At 43.3% G+C, this 24,574-nt stretch carries 26 protein-coding genes; 14 read left to right on the plus strand and 12 right to left on the minus strand.

The annotated features are described in order from the left end of the window. The first annotated feature begins 596 nt into the window (after positions 1 to 596). Complete coding sequence (locus QUA58_RS09955; RefSeq protein ID WP_333253010.1) at positions 597 to 2,807, plus strand: PAS domain S-box protein; 2,211 nt, start codon at positions 597 to 599, stop codon at positions 2,805 to 2,807. Between the two features lie 26 nt (positions 2,808 to 2,833). Continuing rightward, the gene (locus tag QUA58_RS09960) at positions 2,834 to 3,127 is read left to right on the plus strand and encodes a TIGR03792 family protein (protein WP_333253008.1); all 294 of its coding nucleotides are present in this window, start codon (positions 2,834 to 2,836) and stop codon (positions 3,125 to 3,127) included. Between the two features lie 238 nt (positions 3,128 to 3,365). On the opposite strand, the gene QUA58_RS09965 is transcribed toward QUA58_RS09960, so the two are convergent. The 7 genes from QUA58_RS09965 to QUA58_RS09995 all read right to left on the minus strand — a co-directional run bounded on the left by QUA58_RS09965 (position 3,366) and on the right by QUA58_RS09995 (position 8,367). Further along, on the minus strand, positions 3,366 to 3,578 hold the full coding sequence (locus QUA58_RS09965) for a hypothetical protein (protein WP_106147613.1): 213 nt from the start codon (positions 3,576 to 3,578) through the stop codon (positions 3,366 to 3,368). After that, positions 3,562 to 3,837 carry a BrnT family toxin gene (locus QUA58_RS09970; RefSeq protein ID WP_194011534.1) on the minus strand — a complete coding sequence of 92 codons (276 nt, stop codon included), beginning with the start codon at positions 3,835 to 3,837 and terminating at the stop codon, positions 3,562 to 3,564. The genes QUA58_RS09965 and QUA58_RS09970 overlap by 17 nt, the downstream gene beginning before the upstream one ends. Positions 3,838 to 4,065: 228 nt before the next feature. Continuing rightward, complete coding sequence (locus tag QUA58_RS09975; RefSeq protein WP_333393872.1) at positions 4,066 to 4,485, minus strand: hypothetical protein; 420 nt, start codon at positions 4,483 to 4,485, stop codon at positions 4,066 to 4,068. Next, on the minus strand, positions 4,482 to 4,862 hold the full coding sequence (locus QUA58_RS09980; RefSeq protein WP_333253003.1) for a type II toxin-antitoxin system VapC family toxin: 381 nt from the start codon (positions 4,860 to 4,862) through the stop codon (positions 4,482 to 4,484). Before QUA58_RS09980 ends, QUA58_RS09975 begins: the two co-directional genes overlap by 4 nt. Position 4,863: 1 nt before the next feature. Further along, positions 4,864 to 5,085 carry a type II toxin-antitoxin system VapB family antitoxin gene (gene vapB / locus QUA58_RS09985; RefSeq protein ID WP_106150059.1) on the minus strand — a complete coding sequence of 74 codons (222 nt, stop codon included), beginning with the start codon at positions 5,083 to 5,085 and terminating at the stop codon, positions 4,864 to 4,866. Between the two features lie 233 nt (positions 5,086 to 5,318). Beyond that, positions 5,319 to 7,820 carry an SIR2 family protein gene (locus QUA58_RS09990; RefSeq protein WP_333393874.1) on the minus strand — a complete coding sequence of 834 codons (2,502 nt, stop codon included), beginning with the start codon at positions 7,818 to 7,820 and terminating at the stop codon, positions 5,319 to 5,321. A gap of 46 nt (positions 7,821 to 7,866) precedes the next feature. After that, positions 7,867 to 8,367: an SLATT domain-containing protein gene (locus QUA58_RS09995; protein ID WP_333393875.1), complete on the minus strand. Its 501-nt coding sequence runs from the start codon at positions 8,365 to 8,367 to the stop codon at positions 7,867 to 7,869. A gap of 179 nt (positions 8,368 to 8,546) precedes the next feature. Here QUA58_RS09995 and QUA58_RS10000 point away from each other — a divergent pair, with 179 nt between their 5' ends. From QUA58_RS10000 to gmk, 7 genes are all read left to right on the plus strand, one after another. Then, a complete protein-coding gene (locus QUA58_RS10000) occupies positions 8,547 to 9,917 on the plus strand; it encodes an NB-ARC domain-containing protein (protein ID WP_333393877.1) in 1,371 nt (456 codons plus the stop codon). Positions 9,918 to 10,064: 147 nt separating this feature from the next. Then, positions 10,065 to 10,541, plus strand: coding sequence for a type II toxin-antitoxin system antitoxin SocA domain-containing protein (locus QUA58_RS10005; RefSeq protein ID WP_333393879.1), 477 nt, complete (start codon positions 10,065 to 10,067; stop codon positions 10,539 to 10,541). After that, positions 10,522 to 10,965: a hypothetical protein gene (locus QUA58_RS10010; RefSeq protein ID WP_333393880.1), complete on the plus strand. Its 444-nt coding sequence runs from the start codon at positions 10,522 to 10,524 to the stop codon at positions 10,963 to 10,965. The genes QUA58_RS10005 and QUA58_RS10010 overlap by 20 nt, the downstream gene beginning before the upstream one ends. A 941-nt stretch (positions 10,966 to 11,906) precedes the next feature. Beyond that, complete coding sequence (locus QUA58_RS10015) at positions 11,907 to 12,743, plus strand: hypothetical protein (RefSeq protein WP_333393881.1); 837 nt, start codon at positions 11,907 to 11,909, stop codon at positions 12,741 to 12,743. 534 nt (positions 12,744 to 13,277) lie between these two features. Continuing rightward, the gene (locus QUA58_RS10020; protein WP_333393882.1) at positions 13,278 to 15,380 is read left to right on the plus strand and encodes a M3 family metallopeptidase; all 2,103 of its coding nucleotides are present in this window, start codon (positions 13,278 to 13,280) and stop codon (positions 15,378 to 15,380) included. A 993-nt stretch (positions 15,381 to 16,373) separates the two neighbouring features. Continuing rightward, positions 16,374 to 16,640: an extracellular matrix/biofilm regulator RemA gene (remA, locus tag QUA58_RS10025; RefSeq protein WP_333046047.1), complete on the plus strand. Its 267-nt coding sequence runs from the start codon at positions 16,374 to 16,376 to the stop codon at positions 16,638 to 16,640. 78 nt (positions 16,641 to 16,718) lie between these two features. Continuing rightward, positions 16,719 to 17,288: a guanylate kinase gene (gene gmk, locus QUA58_RS10030; protein WP_333393884.1), complete on the plus strand. Its 570-nt coding sequence runs from the start codon at positions 16,719 to 16,721 to the stop codon at positions 17,286 to 17,288. On the opposite strand, the gene QUA58_RS10035 is transcribed toward gmk, so the two are convergent. Continuing rightward, a complete protein-coding gene (locus QUA58_RS10035; RefSeq protein WP_333252980.1) occupies positions 17,285 to 18,019 on the minus strand; it encodes a hypothetical protein in 735 nt (244 codons plus the stop codon). The two genes, gmk and QUA58_RS10035, sit on opposite strands and share 4 nt — an antisense overlap. Positions 18,020 to 18,255: 236 nt before the next feature. On the opposite strand from QUA58_RS10035, the gene xseA reads away from it, so the two are divergent. Then, positions 18,256 to 19,425, plus strand: a complete 1,170-nt coding sequence (xseA, locus tag QUA58_RS10040) for an exodeoxyribonuclease VII large subunit (protein ID WP_333393885.1) — start codon at positions 18,256 to 18,258, stop codon at positions 19,423 to 19,425. Beyond that, positions 19,422 to 19,649, plus strand: coding sequence for an exodeoxyribonuclease VII small subunit (xseB, locus tag QUA58_RS10045; protein WP_333393887.1), 228 nt, complete (start codon positions 19,422 to 19,424; stop codon positions 19,647 to 19,649). The genes xseA and xseB overlap by 4 nt, the downstream gene beginning before the upstream one ends. 513 nt (positions 19,650 to 20,162) lie before the next feature. On the opposite strand, the gene QUA58_RS10050 is transcribed toward xseB, so the two are convergent. Both QUA58_RS10050 and QUA58_RS10055 read right to left on the minus strand, forming a co-directional pair. Beyond that, entirely contained in the window at positions 20,163 to 20,372 is a 210-nt protein-coding gene (locus QUA58_RS10050; protein WP_106149015.1) for a CsbD family protein, read from the minus strand. Positions 20,373 to 20,629: 257 nt separating this feature from the next. Next, positions 20,630 to 21,466, minus strand: a complete 837-nt coding sequence (locus QUA58_RS10055) for a PHP domain-containing protein (RefSeq protein ID WP_333252976.1) — start codon at positions 21,464 to 21,466, stop codon at positions 20,630 to 20,632. Positions 21,467 to 21,578: 112 nt separating this feature from the next. Here QUA58_RS10055 and QUA58_RS10060 point away from each other — a divergent pair, with 112 nt between their 5' ends. Both QUA58_RS10060 and QUA58_RS10065 read left to right on the plus strand, forming a co-directional pair. Further along, complete coding sequence (locus tag QUA58_RS10060) at positions 21,579 to 21,872, plus strand: hypothetical protein (RefSeq protein ID WP_333309829.1); 294 nt, start codon at positions 21,579 to 21,581, stop codon at positions 21,870 to 21,872. 120 nt (positions 21,873 to 21,992) lie between these two features. Continuing rightward, complete coding sequence (locus tag QUA58_RS10065; protein WP_333393889.1) at positions 21,993 to 22,319, plus strand: hypothetical protein; 327 nt, start codon at positions 21,993 to 21,995, stop codon at positions 22,317 to 22,319. 165 nt (positions 22,320 to 22,484) lie between these two features. Here QUA58_RS10065 and QUA58_RS10070 read toward each other — a convergent pair whose 3' ends face one another. Further along, on the minus strand, positions 22,485 to 22,949 hold the full coding sequence (locus QUA58_RS10070; RefSeq protein ID WP_333393891.1) for a hypothetical protein: 465 nt from the start codon (positions 22,947 to 22,949) through the stop codon (positions 22,485 to 22,487). Positions 22,950 to 23,004: 55 nt separating this feature from the next. Between QUA58_RS10070 and QUA58_RS10075 the strand changes: the two genes are divergently transcribed. Then, on the plus strand, positions 23,005 to 23,625 hold the full coding sequence (locus tag QUA58_RS10075) for a histidine phosphatase family protein (protein ID WP_333252968.1): 621 nt from the start codon (positions 23,005 to 23,007) through the stop codon (positions 23,623 to 23,625). Positions 23,626 to 23,662: 37 nt separating this feature from the next. Here the strand turns inward: QUA58_RS10075 and QUA58_RS10080 are convergent, their stop codons facing one another. After that, positions 23,663 to 24,574 (minus strand): HEAT repeat domain-containing protein, encoded by a 912-nt coding sequence (locus QUA58_RS10080; protein ID WP_333393892.1) that lies wholly within the window; start codon positions 24,572 to 24,574, stop codon positions 23,663 to 23,665.

The raw sequence follows: 24,574 nt of genomic DNA on the forward strand, positions 1-24,574 counted from the left end.
CGAAAAATCTTCTCTTCATCCCTTGGGCTTGTCTTGGCAACTAGATTAACTGTTACCCCTACTTATTGAGCCGATACCTGAGGAAGCTCATGGTTTGGATCACGGGCCTACAGTTGCATTCTTTTAGGAACTTGTATAAAATACCCAACAATCACTAGGAACTCTTCTGAATATCAAAGTTTGGGGGCACTAGGAACTCTTCTGAATATCAAAGTTTGGGGGAAATTTTCTTGAGTATCTATAGACCATTGGTGTCAACAATCGCCTAAAACCCTTGTCTACCTCGTTTTTTGCCTAGTGTCGCTGCCCTCTTGTACCCCGGAATAGTTGGGGCAGGCAAGAGATCACTCCAGTCCCCTCCGATTATTCCGGGGGCGCCGGCGCGATCTATGCCTAATGGTCAAACAGCAGGCGGACACTACCTTTAGCCTTAAGTTGATAGCAATACCTATAGACATATCCCCATCAAAAATGATATCAATGATGGGTGAGACCCTCTAAGGAGATCGACCGAGAGAGCAAATCAGGGGAAAACAGCATTTTTGGTCTCAAACAGAATTTTTCAAACTTGACAGCTATGGAGGAAATCCCAAACCGTGCACACTAAGCCAGTTCAGCAAAAAAGTCAGGGACTGGGAAGGTACGTTGACGGGACTTTCCCGATCGCCCAACAACCCGCAGAGGCAGCCGTGTCCGAGAGTAAAGACAGATTTCGGAGGTTTGTGGAGCGCTCAGCCGAGGCCGTGGCAATGGTAGATGGTGAAATGCGCTATCTGTCGGTTTCTCGTCGCTGGGAAACAGATTGCGGGTTGGGCGACGGCGAGGCCATCGGCCGATCTCATTGGGAACAGTTCCCGAATCTCCCGGAATATTGGGAGCAAAATGCCCAGGCTTGTTTGACGGGAGTTTTGGAATACAGCGAGTTTGTGGCAGGGCGATCGATCGCATCTGTATCAGGAAAAACCGCAAGCTGCTCTGTCAGCGAGTCGGTAAGATGGGTATTTCAGCCTTGGAAAAATAGCGAAGGTGCGATCGGCGGTTTGATTTTGTTTGCCTCTAAGATAACTGAGGATCTCGCTCAAACCAATTGCTCTAGTAAATTTCAGTCCGAGGTCAAAAGCAAGCAGTTAGAAACTATACCACAACTAACTCAAATTGCCCTCGAAAATGCTGCTGATACAATCTTTTTTACTACGTCCGACGGTCAAATTTGCTACGCCAACAAAGCCGCTTGCCATCTTTTCGGCTACTCGGAATCGGAAATGCTAAACATGAGGGTTAGCGACATCGATTCGCAGTTGCCAGCATCGGATTGGCGAGAACACTGGGCTCAACTCAAGCAGCAAACCAACCTCACTTTTGAAACCAGTTACAAAACCAAAGACGGCGCCAGTTTTTCCGTCGAAGTTAAAGTCAATTATTTAGAATACGGCGGCTGCGAATACCGCTGCGCGATCGCCCGCGACATTTCCGCTCGCCTCGCAGCAGAATCAGCCCTCGTAGAGGCAAAAGAGCAACTTCAAGCCGTTTTGGACGCCGTGCCCGGATTAGTTTCTTGGGTAAGTTCAGATTTGCGCTATTTGGGAGTAAACCGACATTTAGCTAGCGCTTACAAGATGCCGGCAGAACTATTTATCGGTCAAAAAGTAGGTTTTTTAGATACAAGTCCCAAATTTAACGATTTAGTATACGATTTCTTTGCCAACCATAAAAAGAAAACATCTCAAGAAGTAACAGCGAGCATCAGAGGAGAAAATAAAACTTATCTAATAGTGGCTCAAAAATACCATAACAATACGGCGGCGGTATTTGTGGGATTGGATATTACAGAAAGCAAACAGTCTCTTTTAGCTTTGCAAGAATCCGAAGAACGCCTGCGACAACAAGCGGCTAAAATAGAGCAGACGCTGTTAATTTTGCAGCAAACTCAAACTCAACTGATTCAAACAGAAAAGATGTCATCTCTGGGGCAGTTAGTTGCAGGAATAGCGCACGAAATCAACAATCCAGTTAGTTTTATTTCGGGCAATGTCAGCCACGCCACTGGCTACATTCAAGAACTGCTGCGATCGATCGACCTTTACCACAAATATTATCCCCATCCCGTGCCGGAAATTCAAGATTTGATGGAAGAATTAGACTTAGACTTTATCAAAAAAGATTTGCCAAAACTGCTAAATTCAATGAAAGTCGGTTCCGAAAGGATTCGCGATGTCGTGCGCTCACTCCGCTTGTTCTCGCGTACCGACGAAGCCCAAATGAAGCCTGCTGATATCCACGAAGGTTTGGACAGCACTTTGCTGATTTTGCAAAATCGCCTGCAAGCTAAAGGGGGACGGCCGGGGATTTCTCTAGTTAAAGAGTACGGGGATTTGCCGCGAATTCACTGCTATGCGGGACACTTAAACCAAGTGTTTATGCACTTGCTGACAAATGCGATCGACGCTTTGGAAGAAGGGGGGAGAAATCCCGAAAAGTATGGTAAAATTCAAAATCAGTCTTACTTGTCTTCAGCCAGGTCGAACTCTGAAGTATGCAATCCCGAAATTAGGATTCGGACTTCTGTGGTAGGGGAAAACGAAGTTGCGATCGCCATTAGTGACAACGGCCCTGGCATGACTGAAGAAGTCCTCGACTGTATCTTTGATCCTTTGTTTACCACTAAATGTTCAGACACGAGCACTGGTTTGGGTCTAGCAATATCCCAGCATTTAGTAGTAGAAAAGCACGGCGGTAAGTTGCACTGTGTTTCGCGTTTGGGAGAGGGAACGGAGTTGATCATTAAAATTGCGATCGGCAACGATTAATTAGCTATTTACAAATAGGAAATAAGATGGTAATTGAGTGGCTAAAATTTAAAGTACCTCAAGAAAAGTGGGAGGAGTTTATTCAGCGAGATCAGGAAGTTTGGACGGCGGGACTAAAAAGTTGGGACGGTTTTTTAGGCAAAGAAATTTGGGTAGATCCGGTGGAAAATGAGGTGGTGATGTTGATTCGCTGGGAAACTAGGGAGAAGTGGAAGTCGGTGCCACAAAGCACAATCGAGGAGTTGGATGCCAAAATGGGTGATTTGCAAATTGCGATCGCCGAAAGTCGCGAATATCAAGTTCGCAAGTTTTTGGATTAGTTAGTCAGCAGTCTGTTGAGCGTGTTAATTTTTGAAAGATTAATCATGAGTTTTACCTTGATTGTACCGCAGACATCGATTTGGTATTTGGTGTGAAGGGCGATCGCACCTCCGTCCAATCATCGCAGTGTTTGGTATTTGGTGCCAAGGGCGATCGGGCTACCCCTTGCTTTCCACCTATGCAAGCACAGATAACCTGGAAACTTTCGGATCTGATTTGTTGTGTTGTGTGCGCTACCTAGACAGTGACAGACTTGGCAATTTTTGCCAGCAATCGCAACGCTTCATTGACAGAAGCTGAGTCTCGAAATATTTCTGCTACGTCTGGATCGAGAATCACAACATTACTTGATTTCATATAGGCTTCATAGTATTTGCCACGGACACCACCTGAAAAATCGTATTCAGGTCTCATCTCGTCATTAATTGTTACTTCAGGTTCCTGACTCATAGCTTTTTCTCTCTTGTCGGGTGGCTAAACGGGCACTGATTAAACGCACTTCACCTTCTCGTTCTGTATGGGACACAACAAAAAGGCGCTGTAAATTTGACTGACCGATCGTTAAAAGACGGAACTCACCTACAGAGTGGTTAGGGTCAGAAATTGTAATAGCCAGTGGATCTCCGAAGACAGTGACAGCTTCTTCAAAAGACACACCATGCTTTTTGGCATTACTAATCGCTTTGTTTGAGTCCCACTGAAACTTCATATCAAATCCGGTAGCATCGGAATGATTCAGATATATATTCTCTCCCTCTGTGTACTCTGTGTACTCTGTGGTTAAATCATTCCGATGCAACCGGAAACGAGATCATATATCTATTCTACTCTCAAGCAGAAGAGGGAGGTTGGCAATTGCCTAGCTTACTGCTCTATTTTACTATTTAAGGCAAAATGGCGAAAATCAAAAATGTCAATGTGACTGACTTCTAGGAACTCATAGACTCTGAGGAATGTTGAACTGCTGCTGTAGCGCTGTCATGGCTTTCTCAACTGGAATACCTTCACCTCGAACGAAGCTTTCGAGTCCTTTGCGGATGCCGATGATGGCTTCGAGGTAGTCGATTGGTTCTAGCAGTTGTTCGTAGGTATTAAGTTGGGGGTTTGGAGTGGATTTTAGCGATCGTACCAAACTGAGAAGATCCGCAAGTAGTTCGTCAGGTGTGCTATCGATTTCTTGGATGAGGAGTTCTTTGATGGTCATCGCGGCATCTGGTGGAGGATTGATACTTTGAGTATAACGAGTGCCGATCGCTATGAGTTTTGAGGGGCGATCGCTACCCGTACAATCATTGCAGTGTTTGGTATTTGGTGTGAAGGGCGATCGCAAGTATAAACTTTTTGCCTTGTTTATCACCACACCCGCTGAATTGGATAAGCATCAAAAGCCTCATCACGACTAATCAAAACAAGCGAATGATTCATCGTCTGTGCTACCAAAATGCGATCGAAAGGATCTCGGTGATGCAGAGGAAGACTTGTATAAATCTCAGTGTCTTCAAATGTAATTGGTAGAATTTGAACGTTAATGTATTCCAATTCTTTCGGCAGGTCTTCAAACGATCGATTCAGTTGAAGCTTACCGACATTAATTTTAATGGAGATTTCCCACAGGCTGGCAATACTAAAATACAAATTTGTTTTAGTATCGATCGCTTCTTTTGCTTTACTACCTAGATTGGAATCGCCAAGCAAGTACCACAGAAAGGCATGAGTATCTAAAAGGCATTCCATGTTACATATATTCCTTTAAATCTTCCAGCGGTTCATCGAAATCATCAGACATGACGATTTGACCTGCCCAACTACCATAACCATGAGGTTGTTCAAGTTGTTCTGGAGATGATTCAGTTTTGGCGTGTTTCTCAAGTAAATATTTTGCATAATGCAATATCTCTTGTTTGAGAGATTCTGGCATCTTGACGACTGTTTGAAAAATCTGTAGATCGATAGTCATGATTTCTGTGCAATTTTTACTAGATCATGTTCACTCATTATACTGTAATTGCAGTCAGAAGGTATTTGGTGCGAAGGGCGATCGCTCTGGGTACAATCATCGTAATGTTTGGTATTTGGTGTGAAGGGCGATCGGTCTTTCATTTTAGGCGATCGGTCGTCAGAAACAAGAAAGGGCGATCGCTCTTGATGCGTGAAGGGCAATCGAAGGCGTTGTGTTGGCCTGACTCGATGTCATGCTCTCGAAGTCTTTATTGCGTCGATTATCTGTGTAAGTTGTATTCCAGCTTGGCTCACCTTTCCATCATAGTTAGGGATATCGCCATTTTTATTTGCTTGTTCCCAATCGCTTTGCATTCTTTTGCAGGCTTGCTCAAACACTGTTCTGTTGCCACGGGAATAACTGCTATATTTTTTATCGAACAACTCTTTATAGGCATCGTACACTTGACGAAATCTATATTTATCGGGTGGAGTTGTCAATAATTTTTTATGGGCTTCAATGAAGTTATTAAAAGAGATTACCGCATCTGCTTCTTCTAGTAAAGCTTTTTTTAAAAAAATTCTCGCATATTGATTATCTATATATGATGTATCGAATGGAGTTCCCCAATAATCTCTTTTTCTTTCTGCGTAAGAATACGCAGTATTCAAATATCTTTCAGCAATATCATACTCTTCAAAAAGAATATGCGACATACCATACTGAAGCCAGTAGTGAGGCTCTGTTATCAACCAACGTGCACATTTTTTCAAATTTTCATAGTAGTCTTTGATATTTTTTTTCTTTCCTTGATCTGATAGTATTTTTTCAATAGTTGAGAATTTTAATATTTCTCTTAATATTTCTTTCTGATTATTTCCTTGATTCTTGGAAACTCCATATTTTTCGGCAATCTTCAATAGCTGACGGATAATAAAATCAGGCTCAAAATGATTCCGTAATAAGGTACTTGAGAAAATAGGAGATCTTGCATCAATGCGATTACCACTTCGGGAAAAAAATTGATGAAATGCTCTAGTGGCATCTGTATCTGAAATCGTGTTGTAAATATCATCTCGATCACACACATCAGAAACTAGAGCATTATCTGGATTGCTATAACCAAGAACACTAAGAAGGCAAATTGCAAAAGCAGTCTGTTTTAGACCATCCACACCAAATATAGGCTTAACCAGCTTTGCTATACGATCTCGCATCTGTGGCGCTTCAAATATTTTCAAAAGTGTCAGAGAGATTTTTTTTTCACAATCTTTTTCTATAATTTTCTTCTTTCTTTCAGGAGAATAGCGAGCCATTTCTTCCCAGATTCCAAGACTATCAATTATCTCAATCAGTTTATCTATTTCTGTATCGGTAAGAATATCTACACAGATTGTAGACCACCTAAGTGATGAAGAGAATTTATTTCTAAGACGGTCATGTTCTTGAGTTCTAGCAGCAACTATAAGCCTTACATTGTTTGGGCTTAATCTATCAAAGCATTCAATTAGATCGAAATATTTTTCATATCCATCTACTACTAATATGACTTCTGTATCTAATCGAGAAAATTTATATATGTCGCCAGCATAATCACCTTCTCCGTCTTCAAGTGAAAAAACATCGTTGCCCTTAATCACAAGGTATGATTTTAATTCTCTTATAAATATGGATTTACCATTTCCAAATTCACCAGTAATAATTAGGTTGTGTTTTCTATCAATCAATTCAATTGCTTTTTCGATTTCTTTTCTAATTACGAGATAAGGCGATTGTTGGGGTGCAGAAATTGCCTCATCAATATGACCATCGCTAATATTGCCATATAGTAGAAAATCATCGATATCTTTATCCCGCATTGATTGGTCGTTCCCAGAACTTTCATATTTGCGGAATGCTTTTATTGGTGGTAGTTTTGTATCTATTGGTGGATTGTTTTTTATGGCTTCGTCTAAGCGCTGAGCAAATCCATTTAGCCCTATTGTAAAAACAGTTCCAAATTTCTTTAAGTTATAGTTTTCCTTAATAGTTGGATTACTCCTAGTTACAAAATAAGTTTTATCCTTTAATTCTTGCGATTGGGCAAATAAAATCTTTTTGATTTCAATATCGTACATTGAATATCCAATAAATACGATTGCACTACAATGATCCAAATCATATTTAAAGTAATATTCCCAAGTAGATTCAGTAAATGAGTCAGGAGAAATATAAGATGAATCTGAGAGTTTGAAGCTTGTATTTAAATTCTCAGCAGTAAGAGACTCGATAGAACCATTAATGTGAACGCAAATGTCTTTGCCTTTTTGATAATATTGTTTAGGATCTAAATCGAGTGTTACTTTTTCGATCGACTTATCGACTTGCTTGGCTGATAACTCTATCGAGTTGTCGTAGTTCGTAGTATATATTGTTCGCCATTTCACACTGCATATAACTTTATGTTCATCACTTACACTAACTAGAGAATATTTTCTTTTTAAAAGCTTTATTAGCTCGTTTTTATCAAAATTGTCAATATAGTAATCTGCCTCAAACTGAAGATCGTTAGTAGCTTCATGATTTCCAAATTTAGTTCTTCCAAGTTGAGCGATTAACTGCGATAAAGGATCTGCCATAGGAGGTTCTTCACCATCCCTATTTTGGGTACCAACAGAAAATCCCGCACCTGTAAAAAGCATTACGTTACCTCTTGTAATTCGCTTCAATACATCATTAAGTTGGTCTTCATGTTGGGGTGGTGGATTGTACATGATTTTTCTACCTATTTCAATTTAATATTATTTATTACTTTTAACATCAGGAATCATTGAAAAGTCCAATAAGGTTCTCCTTATCTTCCTTCATCACTTCTTTCCTTCTCGACCAAATTTTATCAGGAATGTGTGGTGCTTCCTCTGACAGTCTATTAATATCTTGACGTAGAGGGGTACTAATCTCCTTAGTAAGGTTTTCACCAACTGTCAAAATCTCCTCAATTTCACGGCGTAAAGCTCCATATCTAGCTGCTGCTATTCGATGTTTTTCCGCTTTTTCGGAAAATCTGAGAAATGTTTGTACTCCTGATAAAACCGCACTCAACACACTCACTAACCCCACAAGTATTTGAAATCTTTTATCAATTGATTCACCAAGAGTCGCAAAGACTGAAGTTCCAACAAGAGTAGACAAAAATACTGCTGGCATACCCATCCAATAGTTCATACGCTCAAAAGATTTTGCAGACTCGTAGTGACAAAATTGGACGATTCGCACACGGCGATACCAATCTGTAAGTAGATCTTTAGAAGATATTTTCATTCTTTATATTGTTTATGAAAATCAAAGATTTGTCTACCCAGAAAGTATCTTATTTTGCCAACAACTTTCTCCTACTTTCACTTTTTTTAAATCTAGTTATGTACTAAAATATCTAAGAACATACTAAAATATATAAAACTGTGCTAGAGTACACAAAACTTTCCCATCCTCTTGAGCTAATGAATCTCAAAGAAATGTTAAACTTCGCCGATCGCATAGTCTTCGAGAAAACGGGTCAACACCTTGATGATTTACAAGAGGCGGTACTGAAAGGAACTGTACAACACGAGACATACAAGCACGTAGCCAAAGACTTTGATTGTTCTGAAAGTCGTGTTAGGAATGCGGCTTCGCAATTATGGCAATTACTTTCAGAATACTTAGGGGAAGATGTCAATAAAAAGAATTTTCGATCGGCAATGGAGAGATTGCAAAACTCTAATATTTTAAACTTTGCACATAACGTGAGGGGTAGTTTCAATATCTGTGGAGAAGGAAGACACCCCCCAGATATATCAACGTCACATCCAGATAATGACGAAAAATCTAACTCAAAACCACCTCAAACTCTACATCAAGATTTAAGCGAAATGCCGGAGTTGGGTAATTTCTTCGATCGCACTTCCGAACTCCAAACCCTCACAACCTGGATTCTACAACAAAACTGCCGCCTCATCACCCTCACCGGTATCAGCGGCATCGGAAAAACATCCCTAGCAGTACAACTCGTACAACAAATCAAACACGAGTTTGAGTATGCAGTTTGGTGCACGCTAGACGAATTCCCCACCATCGATAAATTTCAACCTAACTTAATACAGCTTTTATCCAAGTCAGAAAACCTAGATTCATCCCCAACCAACCAGAAACACTTACCACTAATTAAATATTTACAAAACCATCGATGCTTAGTAGTTTTGGATGACGTTCACAACCTTTTCTGTAGCGGCGAATTGGCAGGAAAGTATAAACCCAAATACGAAGAATATCGCTCCCTATTCAAACAGATAGAAAAATTATCCCATCAAAGTTGCTTTCTGCTAATCGGTTGGGAACCACCCAAAGAAGTTCCTCAACTCACCAGCGAAAATACTCCCATTCGCACCTTACAACTCACTGGTTTAGACACCGCAGCCGCACGGGAAATTCTCAGAGATAAAGGATTAGCAGAAATCGATAACTGCGAAGCACTGATTCACCGCTACCAAGGCAATCCCTTATGGTTAAAAAGCGTGGCGACTTTGATTCAAGAGCTAGGAATTAGTGCGAGTGAGGTATTAATAGATGATACCATATTGTTGCCGGAAGATTTGAAAGAAGTTTTGCAAGAGCAGTACGATCGCACTTCCGAACTAGAAAAACAAGTCCTGTCATTGTTTGCGACAGAAAACCAGCCAGTCAACGTCGCCAAATTGCTACAAAACGGACAAATATCATCATCATATTTGCTAAACGCATTGCAATCTCTCTCGCGGCGCTGCTTGATAGAAAAAGAAGCAAGTCTTTACACTTTGTCACCTGTATTGAAGCAATATATCAAAGGATTGTAACGGAGATGTTGCACCATTGTTAATAAACCTTTTTTTTCTTAGTCTGCGGAGGCAGACTTTGTTTGACAAGAAGCGGTTTCAACCGCCCAATCATAAAGAGTGGTGACTGTGCTATCATAGAATACAAAACTTATTGAATCGAGTTAGATGACCACAATAACTACAGTCACAACAGCCTCCCAACTCCCTGATTACTACATCTGGTTTGCCAATGATGTCGGCTCCTATCTCAGCAACCACAAGCTACAAAAACTCTTGTACTACGGCCAAGCCTGGTATCTCGCGTTTGAGGATACACCGCTGTTTGATGAAGATTTTGAAGCTTGGGTGCACGGGCCGACTATCCCGGCTTTATTTTACGAATACAAAGAACAATTTGACTGGAAGCCAATTCTGAAAGAAGTCGAAAAACCCGAGTTTCCCGAAGAAGTACAAGAGTTTTTAGACGAGTTGTCCGATGATTACCTCTTTCGGGATGCCTATGAGTTAGAATTGATGGTGCGCCGTGAAGATCCTTGGATTAATGCTAGAGGTGAGTTGCCAAAAGATGAACCTTCTCATGCTATTATTACGAAGGAATCAATGAGAAAATTTTACAAAACCCGTGTCATCGAAGAAGCATAAAAAAAGACAAGATACAGAGATTCGTAGTCAACCATCTTCACCAAAGAGAGAGGTTGTCAATATCCAAATTCCCGAAGCAATTAGTTTTTCTTTCAGGTATTATCAGGATGATAAAGATCAGTTTTTCATTGGCGGTAGAGACGCTAAGTATCTAGCGTCTTTACTGAGACGGCTGCGCGATTTGTCACAATTGAATGCTCAAGAGGTTATCAATAATCAGAGTAAAAGTCTGCGCTGTCATAGCATAGTTTGGAAAAATACTACTGAAGCTAGTGGCTTTGGCATTCCCAATGAAGATATCCTAATAAATGTTCCCTACCAGTTTCAAATTTCTGCTAATGAATACGGCAGGGTGCATGGATTTTTTAGTGAAAATGTTTTTTATATTGTCTGGCTCGACCCAGAACACAATCTTTATAGTTGAAATTATAGGCGAAGGAAGAAGGAAGAAGGAAGAAGGAAGAAGGAGAATGCAATCCAAACAAATAGACCTCTTTCAAAAGTCCTTTTAATCAAATTTTGGAACGGGCAAGATGCCCGTTCCACAAGAAAAAATGTTTTTTGTGGGATGGGCCGGAGATCCCGTCCTAGTTATTTTTGCAAGAGGTCTAATGATCTGGTGCTTAAGATTCGAGAATTCTTGAAGAAGTTGGGAATCTCAAACAGTCTGGGACTCATTCCGACTAAAGAAACCGGGTTGTTCACCTAATCTGCCGACTGCGACGAACTATTATCGTAAAAAAAAACGGTTTCTGGGCACCCGTGGGTAAGTCCTAATTTTAAGAAAATTTTGCATAGAGAGCTGAAATAAAATTAACGCTTAAAAAGCCTACTCCTAGTACGAGAATGATAAAGATGGCGATACTGAAAATAGACTTTAGCCGATCGCCAATTCCGGGTTTTTCTGAGTTCATTGGTCAATTTTGGCAGTAAATTTGAGAGGGGGCAATTGAGAAAGAGTAGATTATATCAAGGCGCGCACAAAAAGGCAACTCCCGACAAGCTCCAAATGACGATCGCCCTCAGTAAGTCGCATTTTTTAACTTTTAATCTAAAATCTAAAACCTAAAATGGTATTAGGCATTGTTCGGTTGGGTACAGCAGCGGCTTTGTTGATCGCCCGAACCCGATCGCGCTAACTCCTGTAAAATAGAGGGCGCGTTGGGGCGAACCTTTTAACAGCCGGAATTGGGCGCGATCGTCACAGGCTCCCAAATACATAATAATATGGCAGTCATCCTTAACTTACTCACAAAGGTAAAAATAGAAGAGTGCCAAGAAATAATCTAAAACATATAACTGAAAAAAGGATAGAAATCGATGCTCCACCCAGTCTCGCAACCTTACCAACAACGAGCAAATACTATGACCCAAAGAGCCGTGCGGAAGCCAAAACCCTCTGTTGCAAACCACTTGAGACCAATTTTTCCTCAAAGGCACTGGCTGGAATTGGCAGAGTACGCCTCTCTGGCGGCCTCTGGTGTGGGTTCCCTGGCGGTGGCAGTGTCGGGTCAAGCTTTTTACGGGGTGGCTCCCCTAACCTTGGCTTTGTCGCTGAATGTTGCTAACCGGTATCGGTTCGAGCAGCAGGTGCGGGTGCATCAAAATTCGGAAATGGCCCAAGTCCAAAAGTCTGTCAATAAAGTCGAAAAAACGGCGGTGACGGTAATTGTTAAATTGCGGAAGCAGTTGTCAGCAGATATTGCAGCGCTGCGCCAGCAAATGGCTGCAATGCCTAGGGCAGAAGGCTTTGAGGAGTCGATCGACATCCAGCGGCAATTGCTCAGTTTAGGAGAGTCGGTAGCTTCTTTGCAAGAAATCGTGGCGTCTGCTGTACTCGATGTCCGCCAGCAGGTGAGCGCACAACTGCAAGATTTATCAGTTGACCAATCGGCGCATCTCCAAGCTGTAGAACAGGCTATAGAGCAACTGCAAAGCGCGACGCAAGGGTTGATAGAAACTTCTATCACCCGAGACGACTGGGAAGTAGTAAATACTCGATTTTTGGAAATCCAGAAAGTCATGGCCAATTTGCACAGCCAACTACAAGTTCCCGCGCACCAATCCACTGCGGATTTGTCGATCGTCCAAGCTCAAATCCACCGTTTGGAACACGAGCAGCAAGAAGTTGTCAAACCTCACCTCAAGCGCTTAATCTCAGTTGTCAAGGAGTTGCAGCACACCGCAGAGAACCGTCAGTAGTCATTAGTCAGCAGTCATTAGTCATCAGTCAGAAGGAATACTTTTTCCATCGGACACGCTCGACATTCTCCGACTCTCCGACTCACGTCCGATCGAGTCCTACTTTTTCGACAACTGTGTTAAAAGATTAAAAGCTAATCTGTCTAGTTCACCAACAAAATGAGTCTGAAGCCCCGTCCTTCGCTTGACGGCTTTGTGTTAGAACATTTAGAAAGGCAAGTAAGAACAACCATCTACGTGTTGAAACAATCTCAAAAGGTGTAACTCCTGATTTAGCTCGCCTCGACTCGATCGTAGTCTGGTTAAACAAGCAATAGTGAATTGTTGGGCGTACCTAACTGGCTTGGTGATGGACTCTGAAAGTATAAAAAGACAAAAGTAAGCGCAATTGCAATACTTCTGGTATTAGTAGTTGTTTTGAGCGTGTAGAGGCGATTTGTCAGCGCCTTTAAGACTCAAATTGTGGTCTTAAGAATCTCCGTGGCTTTAGCCCGGAGAGTGTCAACTGTTTTCAACCTGTTACAAGAAAAATCAATGACTGCAACCGTAACTATTGCTGATAACCCGTTACTAATCGGTCAAGGATTGCCGACCTTTGACGCGATCGAACCAGAACACGTAGTCCCCGCTGTTACCCAACTGCTGACCGAACTAGAAGCCTCGCTAGCTGACTTAGAATCGTCTGTAGAACCGACTTGGAGCGGCTTAGTAGAACCATTGCAGCGACTCGGAGAGCGTTTAAATTGGAGCTGGAGCATTGTCGGACATTTGATGGGTGTGAAAAATAGCCCGGAATTGCGATCGGCTCACGAAACAGTGCAGCCGGAAGTAGTAAAATTTTGGAGCAAGCTCAGTCAAAGCAAACCGCTTTATGAAGCTTTTAAAGCACTGCGGGCTAGCGAAAATTGGGACAGCTTAGAGTCAGCTCAAAAGCGAATTGTCGAAGCCGCTCTCCGAGACGCCCAACTCTCCGGCGTCGGTTTAGAAGGCGAGCAAAAAGAGCGTTTTAATGCCATTCAATTAGAATTGGCCGAAATTACTACCCAATTTTCCAATCACGTCCTCGACGCTACCAAAGCATTCAGCATCACCCTCACAAACAAAGACGAAATTGACGGTTTGCCTCCGAGTTTGTTGAGTTTAGCAGCTCAAGCCGCTCGCAGCGCTGGCGAAGAAAATGCGGATGCCGAAAACGGCCCTTGGCGGATTACTTTAGACTTTCCGAGTTACGGCCCTTTCATGCAGCACAGCACCCGCAGTGACTTGCGCGAAAAGTTGTACAAAGCTTTTATCGGCAGAGCAAGTAGCGGAGAATTGAATAACTGGCCGTTGACCGATCGCATTTTGGCTTTGCGTCAGGAAAAAGCTGCTTTGGTCGGGTTTAGCAGTTATGCCGAATTGAGCTTGGCGAGCAAAATGGCTCCCGACGTGACAGCAGTGGAAGCTTTGTTAGAAGAATTGCGTCAGGCTAGTTATGATGCTGCTGTCAAAGATTTAGAAGAATTAAAAGCTTTTGCTGCCGAAAAAGGCGCGGCGGAAGGTGGAGATTTGAAGCACTGGGATATTGGTTTTTGGTCGGAACGGCGTCGGGAAGAAAAGTTTGCTTTTAGTGCCGAAGAATTGCGACCTTATTTTGCTTTGCCACAGGTATTAGAGGGGTTATTTGGATTAGTAAAACGCCTGTTCGGCGTGACAGTAACTGCGGCGGACGGTCAAACTCCTGTCTGGCACAAAGATGTGCGCTATTTCCAAATAAATGATGAAGCAGGAAATACGATCGCCAATTTCTATTTAGACCCCTACAGTCGCCCCGAGGAAAAGCGCGGCGGTGCTTGGATGGACGAGTGCGTGGTGCGCGCTAAATTTGTGGAAGCCGGAAAGACAACCACGCGGTTGCCGGTGGCTTATTTGGTGTGCAACCAAAGTCCTCCGGTTGACGGCAAACCGAGTTTAATGACTTTCTTGGAAGTCGAAACTTTGTTTCACGAATTCGGTCACGGTTTGCAGCATATGCTGACAACGGTAGACTATCCGGGGGCTTCGGGCATTAATAATGTTGAGTGGGATGCAGTGGAATTGCCCAGTCAATTTATGGAAAATTGGTGTTATGATCGGGCGACTTTGTTCGGGATGGCAAAGCATTACGAAACCGGGGAAACTTTGCCGGAACACTATTACCAAAAACTGCTAGCAGCGCGCCACTACATGAGCGGCACCGTCATGCTCAGGCAAGTACATTTTAGCAGCGTTGACATCGAATTGCACCACCGCTATCGATCGGGCGGCAGCGAAACTGTGGCCGATGTCCGCAACCGTATCGCTAAAACTACGACTGTTTTGCCTCCTCTGGAAGAAGACGCATTTTTGTGCGCTTTCGGACACATTTTTGCGGGCGGGTATGCGGCGGGGTATTACAGTTATAAATGGGCGGAAGTGCTCAGCGCGGATGCTTTTGCGGCGTTTGAGGAAGCGGGTTTGGAAGATGAAAGTGCGATCGCCTCTACAGGTAGGCGCTTCCGAGATACAGTATTAGGATTGGGCGGCAGTTTGCACCCGATGGAAGTGTTTAAAACTTTCCGGGGCCGCGAACCGAGCACTAAAGCTTTGTTAAGACACAGCGGTTTAGTTGCGGCTTAATCTACGGTGGAATAACTGGGGATTAATGCCGGTGAATTTATCTGCATTAATCCCAGTTTTTTGTTGAATAATATTTATACATATCCTGTATGTGTAGGGTGTGGTGTGGATGAAGTCTTACTGCTATAATTCCCATCAATTCCGGTAGCATCGGAATTATTCATCTCTCTGTTCTCTTCCTCTGTGCTCTCTGTGTCCTCTGCGGTTTAATCATTCCAATGCAACCAGAATTGATATCATGCGTAAAACCACTTTTTGCCTAAATTGTGCTGAATTCAAAATGTTTGTAGTAAAAACTAAAGTGTTCAAATTTTTATACTAATTTCCACAAATATTGCTACATATAATCCTGCGACCATCTGTAGGGAAACGGCACTGCCGTGTCCGGCGCGAGACTCTGCAAATTTTCATAATTGTTATAAAATTGATAAGTGTAGCAGCACTTTTTTTATTGGTATTAATAGGACTTGCATTCCTCACTACAAACCCATTTTATTGTAGAACATCATGCAAGAAACATTTGTAGTTTGGCACATCATCCAAAATGTTTGTGTGGAAAACCGGGCCGAAAGTGCGTTAGCGAAGCCCTCGAAGAGGATCGCCAGCAGCTTTTAGTTTAGGTTGAACGCTCATCAAACCAGCATTTGCGAATATTTGCTGTCATCGATCGCTGATTATACTTAACTTTCCCTCTCCATGAAATTAAATTTATATTTCGCAACATTTACGGGCTGTTTTCTCGATACAGCTAATGCTTTTATTAGCAACTCAAAATCGACGCTTTTACCGAATCTTTAAAATAGAGCGGCTACAGCGAGTCTTTTTTAAATTTTTGATAAAGAACGGGTACTCGGCGTCCAAAAGGTAAAAAAAATCAGCTATTAACTAAAAAAATCAGTTGGGATTAATTTGAGGATTGTCAGAAAAATCTTTGTATATATGATAAAAAGTAAGGATTGATAGTTACTCATTCACCCATAGATTAAGATTTTCATGGATATTCAATTAATTAATATCGGTTTTGGTAACATTGTGTCTGCTAATCGAGTGATTGCCATTGTCAGTCCCGAATCAGCGCCAATTAAGCGGATTATTACTGATGCGCGGGAGCGAGGACAACTGGTTGACGCTACTTATGGCCGCCGCACGAGAGCGGTAATTATTACAGATTCGAGTCACGTCATCCTCTCGGCGATTCAGCCGGAAACGGTTGCTAATCGTTTTGTGGTGAGCAAAGACGGTCAAGGTCGGGATGATTGAGGTTTGTCAGTTGCAATTTGAGCGCTTACAGTCTAAAGTAAGCGGACACTTAAATTGTTACACGTTTCTATTCTAAAAATGAAATCCGGTAAATTAATTGTTCTGACGGGGCCTAGCGGTGTGGGGAAAGGCACCTTAGTACGATCGCTCCTCAATCGCCATCCCGAATTATATCTTTCGGTATCGGTGACAACTCGTGAGCCCCGTGAGGGAGAAATTGAGGGAAAGCATTATTATTTTGTCAGCCGCAGCCACTTTGAACAAATGGTTGAGGCTGGAGAGTTGGCGGAATGGGCCGAGTTTGCCGGCAATTTTTACGGTACTCCTTATTTTGCTCTCCAGGATCGTACCGATGAGGGAAAATTGGTATTGCTCGAAATTGAACTCGAAGGAGCGAGGCAAATTAGGAATAAGTTTCCAGAAGCGCTGCGAATTTTTATTTTACCTCCTTCTTGGGAAGAATTGGAACGGCGGCTGCGGAGTCGCGGTCAAGATTCCGAAAGTGCGATCACCCGTCGGTTGTTGCGGGCTAAAGAGGAAATTGAAGCTGCAGGGGAATTCGATTTCCAAGTTGTTAATGATGATTTGGAAGTTGCTTTGAAAAAGCTAGAATCAATACTTAATTTGGTTGAGATTTCAGGTAACTAATGACTAATTACCCATTTCTCCGTCCTGGCTAAAACTTCGCTACTTTGTTTGATAGCAACACAAACTTTTAAATTCAATTCCAGAATATTCAATGAAGGCGAAATTTTTCTCAAGGGTTCAATTTCGCGAGGAGAACAGCCCAACATTTCCATATAAGCTAGCGTCCAGCCAATAGCTGGAATATCGCCTACATTGCCTTCTCCAGCGCAAAGGTAACAACCCAATCCGCCCTCCGGCCCACACTCAGGACAAACCCAATTGCCCAGTTGTGAATAGGGCAGATTTGTGCGGGAGGCGGATGCAATTGTTAATGCTTTAATATGATTTTGAACTACTTGTTTAAAACCTCGGTTTTGGTTGCTGTGGTAGTCTGAATTGCCGTGCGATCGCCCGATTGCTACTGCTTGCTGTTGTGACGAAGCAACAGATGCTGTTTGGTTCTCCCTGGTTACTCTAGATTCGCCTAGGTTCGCAGTTAGCTGAATACCATAGTCTTTCGACTCCGCAGTTTGATAGTGGTTGAGTCCGCTGGAGGAATCGGGTTCGGAAGTTGTGAAGGATTGTTCTATTTGATCGGCAAAATCTTGCATTGAGAGGTGATGTTCGATCGCCAAAGACCAAGTTCTTTTATGTCGGAGGTCGCCATATTTTCTGGCTTCTTCCTCAGTAATGCCGATCGCCGCAGCCTCTTGGCGCAGCACATTCATCGAAGTCATTGTATCTGATATCATTAGTTTGTTTGCAGTTAAATTTACGATCGCCCGCTCAGCCTACAAATAAATTACCTTAGATATAGTACAATAGTCCGGACTATTTTGAGATTGTATTCTGAAACCCTTGATTTTCCGTTAGCAAGTCGATTCGGCAATCGCCCTGAAACCCTTATTTTACGCTTGGCAATCACACACTGTCCGAAGCATTGATAGTAGCCTAAATCTAAAATCTAAAATCTAAAATCTAAAATTGGATGACTTCAATTCTTCCCGATACAGCTTTATCTGTTGCTGGACTAACATCATACCTGCAAGACTTGTTGGAGGGCGATCGCAACCTGCAATCAGTTTGGCTGACAGGCGAGGTGTCGAACGTTTCGCACCACCCCAGCGGATGCTTTTTCACTCTGTGCGACACCGACAAAAGCGCTGCGATTCGCTGCGTGGTGTGGAATTCTCAGCGGCTAAAATTTTTGAAGTTGCCGGCAAAAGGGGAACAATTGCTGGTTTTGGGAAGCATCCGGGTTTACAAAAATCGCGGCGAGTACCAGTTGACTGTGGTGCAATCGCTACCGGCTGGGGAAGGATTGCAGGCTTTGCGGTTGCAGCAATTGCGATCGCGCTTGGATGCTGAGGGTTTCTTCGATCCGGCCAGAAAGCGCCCGATTCCCGCGCATCCGCAAATTGTGGCGGTAGTCACATCGGATACTGGCGCTGCGTGGGGGGATATTCAGCGCACGTTAGCGCAGAGATATCCGGGTTTGCGGGTGTTGCTGTCGCCGACTTTGGTGCAGGGAGATTTGGCTCCGGCTGCGATTGCTAGGGCGATCGCGCGTGTAGAATTGGACGGTAGGGCTGATGTGATCATTTTAGGGCGCGGCGGCGGTTCTGCGGAGGATTTGGCTTGTTTTAATGATGAAAGAGTGGTAAGGGCGATCGCGAATTGTGCGATTCCAATTATCACCGGTATCGGGCACGAAAGAGACGAATCTCTCGCCGATTTAGTAGCAGATAAACGAGCCCACACTCCCACTGCGGCGGCCGCTCAAGCTGTACCAATTTTAGCAGATATTTACTTTGAACACAAGCAGCGAATGGTCAATTTAGCAAGTGCTGTGCGAACCCGATTTCAGGCAGAAGAAGAGCATTTGCAACTGTTACAAAATCGATTAAAACGTTTGCCTGCGACATCCCGAACTTTGCGACAAGCAACTGGTAAACTAGAAGTATTGCAAGAAAAGTTATCCGCACTGAATCCGGCGGCGGTTTTGCAAAGGGGTTATGCGGCGGTAATCCAAAGTGACGGTACGATCGTCCGCACAACTGACGGTTTGGAATTGGGAGAGGAATTGACTGTGAGGTTGAGTCGCGGCGTGCTGAAAGTTAAGATTGTAGAAGTATTGGATGCGGAAGAAAAGTTATGATTAACTCGCAGTTGCGCCAGTCAGACTGGAATTATGAGGAAACGGTCGATCGAATTGAAGCGATTATCGATCGGGTGGAATCGGGAGAGTTGCCTCTAGAAGAGGTTTTCGAGCAGTTTGGGGTGGCTGTGGAGTGTTGGCAGGAGTGCGAAGGTTTTCTGGCGCGGGGGAAGGATCAGATGGATTTGGCGATCGGGCTTTTAGCCCAGATACCCGATTTTTAACCGCAGATTTATTGATATTATTTAACCAATAAAATCCCCAAAAAAACCTCACAAAATCCTGTAGGGGCGGGTTCACCAACCATCTACAAAACAGACCAAAAATCTGATAAACCTGCCCCATCCCAGCGATAAATTCACATCAACATCTTACCCATAAATCCCTCGTACATTTTGATTGTCTGTTGGGTGGGGGCGGGTTTACAACATCATTCATTTTTACCGTAAATTGTTGGTTAACCCGCCCCTACAAACCTTAAGATTCCATCTATATTTAAACAAAAAAACCTCACAAAATCCTGTAGGGGCGGGTTCATCAACCATCTACAAAACAGACCAAAAATCTGATAAACCTGCCCCATCCCAGCGATAAATTCACATCAACATCTTACCCATAAATCCCTCGTACATTTTGATTGTCTGTTGGGTGGGGGCGGGTTTACAACATCATTCATTTTTACCGTAAATTGTTGGTTAACCCGCCCCTACCGCAAATCGCGGTTTGATGTCCAGTTTCTACAATTTGTCGATCGCTCTTTTAGCTTTATCTGCGATATTTTTCACAGCATCTTTAGCATCTTCTGCAGCGTGGCGAGCGGCCGATTCCGCTTGTTTTGCTTGGCCTTCAGCTTGGTCTTTTTTGTTCCCCGTGATGTTTCCGAAAATTTCCTGAGCTTTGCCTTCTACGTTTTTGCCGATCGCCTTTGCCCTGTCTTCTACACTCATAATAAGCTCCGCCGAGTAGTTGAACTTTACTGCTATCCTAACATTAGCTCAACTGAAGTTCCTCGCTAACTTCACATTAATTTATGTTTGGTTTATTTTTATCGATTTTTAGTAGGGTGCGTCAGAATGACTTAATTATTGCGATTTACTCTGATATAAACTGACGCACCAGAACGATCGCGATGTCTTGTAAGGTGCGTTAGAATGGCTTAATTGTTCCCATTTACTCCGATTTGAACTGACGCACCCCACAGTTATTACTTCAAACTCGCCGCAGCAACCTTAATCGGTTCCAGCAATTCCAACGGTATATGCAGCATATTCAATTGGGTACTTTCAACACCTTTCCTTTCATTTCTTTCGGGTTCGGGGCCGTGATAATCGCTGCCACCAGTTACCAGCAAACCGTATTCAAGACACAAATCTTTCAACTTTTGAATTTGGCTGGAACTGTGGCTGGGATGATATACTTCAACTCCCATTAAACCTGCATCTACTAATTCTTTTAAAACTTCCTCAACAGCGCCGCCGCGAAATAAATAAGGGTGCGCCCACACCGGTACTGCGCCGCAACTCTTGAGTAAATCTATGCCTTCGGCGATCGAGAATTTCTCGTAATGCACGTAGGCGGGGCCGTCGTCTCGCAGCCAGCGATCGAAGGCTTCCCGCGATGATTTGGCGTGACCAGCTTTTACAAGGGCAGAGGCAATGTGAGGCCTTCCCGGTGCCATTCCTGGGGATGTTGTTGGTAGTTCGATCGCGAATCCCAACGCTGCTAGTTTATCTACCATTTCTTGCGATCGCCTCAATCTTCCTTCTATGCGATCATTCAAAGGAACGCGCAACTTATTTGCATCGGGATAAAAACCTAAAATGTGCAAAGATCGACCGTTGTGCACTGTACTGAGTTCGAGTCCGGGGACTATTTCGATCCCGTGCAAAGCAGCGGCGGCGAAGGCTTCATCCCAACCAGACATCGTATCGTGATCGGTGACGGCCAAGGCGCGAACCCCCGAAGATGCGGCGGCGGCTACGAGTTCGGCTGGGGTGAGAGTGCCGTCGGAATAAGTTGTGTGGCAGTGGAGCTCTAGCATTGTTTTTCGGATTAACTATTTATCTACTTTGCGAACTCTATTAATCGCAGCTTCTCGCAATTTGGGAAGCACCAGCGATATTTCAATACTTGGGATATTCAGCAGAATTGGCATGACTCAAACTTTGTTTTGTTCGACTGTCTTGTCTATCTGCAACCTCTGTTCCTATAAATGCTATCACAAAAACTGTACGGAAACTCCCCAACCTACCAAGTATATAATTGCCAGTCGCGCTGTCTTCGCTTCTGAAAGTGCGATCGCCCTTGACAGAGATATTCGGGCGATTCCCCACGGGATAGCTTCGCTTCAGGGGCTTTCTGCTGTGCTAGTTAGCAAATTGGCTCAAATCAGCCTCTGCCGCCGCTTAACTCAAAACGCCATAAAATCATACACCATCAACAGTTGAGCGTTTTGGCGATCGAGATTTTTCAGGTATAAACTGTGGAGGTTCCGATAGTGGCATTGTGCGATCGCTAGCGTTGATGATTTTTGTATAAATTAATAACATAACATTCAGGTACAGCGTATGAAATCCACACTTTGCTTTCCCGAAACCTCTGTTCAATCTCAGGTAGATACTTTTGATAATAGTGCTATTGAATCTTGTATCGTGGCGGCTTGGATTGACTTAGTAGGAGGAGACTTTGACAGTTTGGGAGGAGATGATTGGCTTAATTTGTGCGGCGACATTGACGACGGCGAAATTTACCGGGAATGGTTTTTGTGGCAAGACAGCGAAGTCACTCAAGAGTGGGAAGCTTACGATCCAATTACTAATTACCGAGTTGTGGCATCTAGCCGAGAAATGCTGGTTTCTAAAATCGACCACATCGAAGATACCCGAAAAGTTTAGTTGTTTACGAGAATGTTCAATCTTGATATTCAACTTTAATAATAATTCTGAAAACAAACTCGGTTTGTCTCAAATACCTTGGCTCGAACATGATACATCGCAAAACCGCGTTTTTCAGACCAAAACAATAGGTTGGGTTTCGTTACACGGCCCCAACCTACTAATTTATGTCGCTACAGACTTTGGTTTTTCTCGTTCTAATTTGCGCTGCTTCAAAGCTGCAAGATTTTGTTTAATCGTGTCGATCGCAAATCCATTCCCCTGCTGTTGGTATAATTCGCTAGCACGGATCAAATCTGCCACAGCCTCGCCATCCGATCGCAAATTTGCAAAAATCAAGCCGCGATTGTGGTAAGCTTCTGCCGTTGCCACCTGTTGTATGGCGCTAGTAAATTTATCTTCAGCTTGGCGGTAATTTTCCGATTGATAAGCCTCAATTCCTGCTTGAAAATAAACCGCAGCTTTGCCTCCTGCGTCAGTATCTGGAAATTCGGGCGAGTTTAAAATTGGTTCTTTAAACAGTACAGAAATGCTGCCCTTACCGAAGTAAGCCCAAGTCATTGTCCCCACGCCAATCCCCAGCGCAGCGACAACAATGACAGACAGAGCAATAAAATTGATGAGTTCCATAGAGAAATATTTGTTGTATTACAATATGATAAGATAATTTCTAAGTTCTGGAACAATGGCAGCACAGATTTACCTCAACGGTCAATGGTTTTTCGGTTCGCTAGCTTTAGTATTGTCGATCGGCATAATGACTCAAACTGCAACTTCTGACGCAGCAACCAAAGCCCAAACTCAAGCGGGATGGCAATTGTTGCAGCGGGGAGATCCAGGGTTGGTGGTGGCAATGCGACACGCGATCGCCCCAGGCACCGGAGATCCTGTTAACTTTAAGTTAGGCGACTGTTCCACCCAGCGCAATTTATCAGTACAAGGAAGAACCCAAGCCCAGCAAATCGGAGCCAAATTTCGCAACCGCAACATCAAAGTTGTTAGAGTTGTATCGAGTCAGTGGTGCCGGTGTTTGGAAACAGCAAAACTTATAAATTTAGGCAAAGTCGAGCCATTACCAGCCCTCAACTCATTCTTTAGCGACAGCAGCCAAGAAGCCAGACAAACAGCAACAATCCGCAAATTAATTGTTGATAACCGCAACACAAAAGGCGCTATTATTATGGTAACGCATCAAGTCAATATTACAGCGATTACAGATATTGTTCCCCAAAGCGGCGAAGCTGTAATTCTTAAAGGCAATGCACGAGGTAAAATTCAAATAGTCGGACGAATTGGCGAATTTTAAGAATGTAAAAGCTTACACCCTATTCTGGTTAAGGTTTCTAACAATCCCCGTCTAAAATTTCTCGCAGAGAGGAACATTCCTGCCGAACATCAAGTGATTCATCGGAAAGTAGACCCTCAATAGTTTGCGGTTCCAGCAAACTCGAATATTGTTCGTCTAGCCTGCACAACTCAATAGCAGCAAGTACGCCTGCAATTCTTTCCTCAGATTCCGGCGACATCATCCGGTTAATAGAAGCAAGCAATACATGGTTTGGAGGTGATAGAATTTCAACCAGATTTCTCGCTGTATGCCGTACAATCGAATGTCGATCTCCGAGACGTAAGAACATCCACTCCAATAAAATATTGTCACCCTGGGGGAATTCCTGATGCCGTAGATTTCCTAATGCTTCGAGGGCAATTGATCGCACATCCCACTCATCGTCAGCTAGAAGACAAGCCAGTATGGGAGCAACAACGGGATTATCTAAATCTCCTAATTTGGCAGCAGCATTATATCTGACATCATTGCGATCGGAAAGTGTTTCAGTAGCAGCAGCAGTCACAACATCAGGCCACCGAGACTCGGGACTTATTCCCATCCAAAAATCATCGCCAAGATAATGAGAATCCGTCAGAAATTCGTCTGCTTGGTAGTGAAGGTGAGAATATACCACAGACACATCTTCGTGAATAACATCCCTAAAATCAGTTGGCGCACAATCATCTGAAGAAAAACAGCTAATAAATTGCGTTTTCTGCAAATTTGCACCTTTAAATAAGGTACCATTCAGACGGCAACCAAAGAACTCTACCATTGATAAGTCTAGTTTTTCTAGACTGCAATTTCTTAAGTCACAGAAACTCACAGTGTCCTTTGGCTGGATAGGAAGCCGATGCTTTGTATCCCGCCAATTTATTCCCAAATAGGGTGTTTTGTAAGTGCTCTCTACCTTAATAGTATCCAT

Source organism: Microcoleus sp. N9_A1, from assembly GCF_036701795.1.
Classification (GTDB): domain Bacteria; phylum Cyanobacteriota; class Cyanobacteriia; order Cyanobacteriales; family Microcoleaceae; genus Microcoleus.

Bases quoted from the DNA above. Each gene is read 5' to 3' on its own strand.
- QUA58_RS09960 (WP_333253008.1), top strand. From the start codon at position 2,834: ATGGTAATTGAGTGGCTAAAATTTAAAGTACCTCAAGAAAAGTGGGAG.
- QUA58_RS09965 (WP_106147613.1), bottom strand. From the start codon at position 3,578: ATGAGTCAGGAACCTGAAGTAACAATTAATGACGAGATGAGACCTGAA.
- QUA58_RS09970 (WP_194011534.1), bottom strand. From the start codon at position 3,837: ATGAAGTTTCAGTGGGACTCAAACAAAGCGATTAGTAATGCCAAAAAG.
- QUA58_RS09980 (WP_333253003.1), bottom strand. From the start codon at position 4,862: ATGGAATGCCTTTTAGATACTCATGCCTTTCTGTGGTACTTGCTTGGC.
- vapB (WP_106150059.1), bottom strand. From the start codon at position 5,085: ATGACTATCGATCTACAGATTTTTCAAACAGTCGTCAAGATGCCAGAA.
- QUA58_RS09990 (WP_333393874.1), bottom strand. From the start codon at position 7,820: ATGTACAATCCACCACCCCAACATGAAGACCAACTTAATGATGTATTG.
- QUA58_RS09995 (WP_333393875.1), bottom strand. From the start codon at position 8,367: ATGAAAATATCTTCTAAAGATCTACTTACAGATTGGTATCGCCGTGTG.
- QUA58_RS10000 (WP_333393877.1), top strand. From the start codon at position 8,547: ATGAATCTCAAAGAAATGTTAAACTTCGCCGATCGCATAGTCTTCGAG.
- QUA58_RS10005 (WP_333393879.1), top strand. From the start codon at position 10,065: ATGACCACAATAACTACAGTCACAACAGCCTCCCAACTCCCTGATTAC.
- QUA58_RS10015 (WP_333393881.1), top strand. From the start codon at position 11,907: ATGACCCAAAGAGCCGTGCGGAAGCCAAAACCCTCTGTTGCAAACCAC.
- QUA58_RS10020 (WP_333393882.1), top strand. From the start codon at position 13,278: ATGACTGCAACCGTAACTATTGCTGATAACCCGTTACTAATCGGTCAA.
- remA (WP_333046047.1), top strand. From the start codon at position 16,374: ATGGATATTCAATTAATTAATATCGGTTTTGGTAACATTGTGTCTGCT.
- gmk (WP_333393884.1), top strand. From the start codon at position 16,719: ATGAAATCCGGTAAATTAATTGTTCTGACGGGGCCTAGCGGTGTGGGG.
- QUA58_RS10035 (WP_333252980.1), bottom strand. From the start codon at position 18,019: ATGATATCAGATACAATGACTTCGATGAATGTGCTGCGCCAAGAGGCT.
- xseA (WP_333393885.1), top strand. From the start codon at position 18,256: ATGACTTCAATTCTTCCCGATACAGCTTTATCTGTTGCTGGACTAACA.
- xseB (WP_333393887.1), top strand. From the start codon at position 19,422: ATGATTAACTCGCAGTTGCGCCAGTCAGACTGGAATTATGAGGAAACG.
- QUA58_RS10050 (WP_106149015.1), bottom strand. From the start codon at position 20,372: ATGAGTGTAGAAGACAGGGCAAAGGCGATCGGCAAAAACGTAGAAGGC.
- QUA58_RS10055 (WP_333252976.1), bottom strand. From the start codon at position 21,466: ATGCTAGAGCTCCACTGCCACACAACTTATTCCGACGGCACTCTCACC.
- QUA58_RS10060 (WP_333309829.1), top strand. From the start codon at position 21,579: ATGACTCAAACTTTGTTTTGTTCGACTGTCTTGTCTATCTGCAACCTC.
- QUA58_RS10065 (WP_333393889.1), top strand. From the start codon at position 21,993: ATGAAATCCACACTTTGCTTTCCCGAAACCTCTGTTCAATCTCAGGTA.
- QUA58_RS10070 (WP_333393891.1), bottom strand. From the start codon at position 22,949: ATGGAACTCATCAATTTTATTGCTCTGTCTGTCATTGTTGTCGCTGCG.
- QUA58_RS10075 (WP_333252968.1), top strand. From the start codon at position 23,005: ATGGCAGCACAGATTTACCTCAACGGTCAATGGTTTTTCGGTTCGCTA.
- QUA58_RS10080 (WP_333393892.1), bottom strand. From the start codon at position 24,574: ATGGATACTATTAAGGTAGAGAGCACTTACAAAACACCCTATTTGGGA.